At 55.2% G+C, this 1103-nt stretch carries 1 protein-coding gene; it reads left to right on the top strand.

Annotated elements, in window-relative coordinates; all coding sequences use genetic code 11:
• Nucleotides 1–56: 56 nt before the first annotated feature.
• Nucleotides 57–1103 (top strand): IS3 family transposase gene (locus AC2FI8_RS24505; RefSeq protein ID WP_496781251.1). Its coding sequence is split into 2 segments (ribosomal slippage), with 1048 coding nucleotides annotated over them: nt 57–318 and nt 318–1103; the frame shifts between segments, so codons are not numbered across the junction. This gene is flagged as partial in the annotation.

The raw sequence follows: 1103 nt of genomic DNA, 5'->3' as shown, positions 1-1103 counted from the left end.
TGAGCCTCCCCCACTGAACTGGTCCACCGTTATGTTTAGGAAACGGAGGACCACGAATGGCAAACAAGAGACCGAAGCCCGAAGAGATTGTCTCGAAGTTACGGCAGGTTGAAGTTCTGATGGGGCAAGGGATGTCCCGTCTTGATGCGATCAGGCAGATCGGAGTTGTTGAACAAACCTATTACCGCTGGCGCAAGAAGTACGGCGGAATGGGCGTAGATCAGTTGAAGGAACTGAAACGGCTTCAGAAAGAGAACGAGCGACTGCGGCGCGTGGTTTCTGATCTGACGTTGGACAAACTGATCCTGACGGAAGCCTCAAAGGGAAACTACTGAGCCCCGCTCGTCGTCGTGCTTGTATTAACCATGTACGCAACCAGCTGAACGTTTCCGAGAGACGCGCCTGTCGCGTGCTTGGACAAAACCGGTCCACGCAACGGCGCGTCCCACAAGGTCGCGCAGACGAAGACCGTCTGGTGGCCGACATGATCGAGCTGACCCGTCAATACGGCCGATATGGCTATCGCAGGATCGCTGCGCTGCTGAGAGAGGCTGGATGGTCTGTCAGCGACGGGCGGATTGAACGGCTTTGGCGACGAGAGGGGCTGAAAGTGCCAATAAAACAACCGAAGAAAGGGCGGCTCTGGCTGAATGACGGATCATGTGTCCGGCTTCGACCAGAGCATCGCAACCACGTGTGGTCCTATGACTTCGTCCATTGCCGAACCGATGATGGCAAAGCCTTCCGGACGCTGAACATCCTTGATGAGTACAGTCGGGAATGTTTGGCTATCAGGGTCGAGCGAAAGCTGAACTCGACCGATGTAATCGACGTCCTGACAGACCTGTTCATACTTCGCGGCGCGCCGAATTTCATACGTTCTGACAATGGGCCGGAATTTGTCGCCCAGGCTGTCCGAGACTGGATCGCCGCCGTTGGCGCCAAGACGGCTTACATCGAACCTGGCAGCCCGTGGGAGAACGGATACTGCGAAAGCTTCAATGGCAGGTTCAGGGACGAGTTGCTCAACGGAGAGATCTTCTACAGCCTGCGCGAAGCTCAAATTCTGATCGAAAAATGGAGGAGACACTACAACACAAAAC

It is taken from the genome of Ruegeria sp. CDSB029, assembly GCF_059611125.1.
The sequence above is the reverse complement of the archived record's forward strand: the minus strand, read 5'-3'. Positions and strand labels throughout refer to the sequence as shown.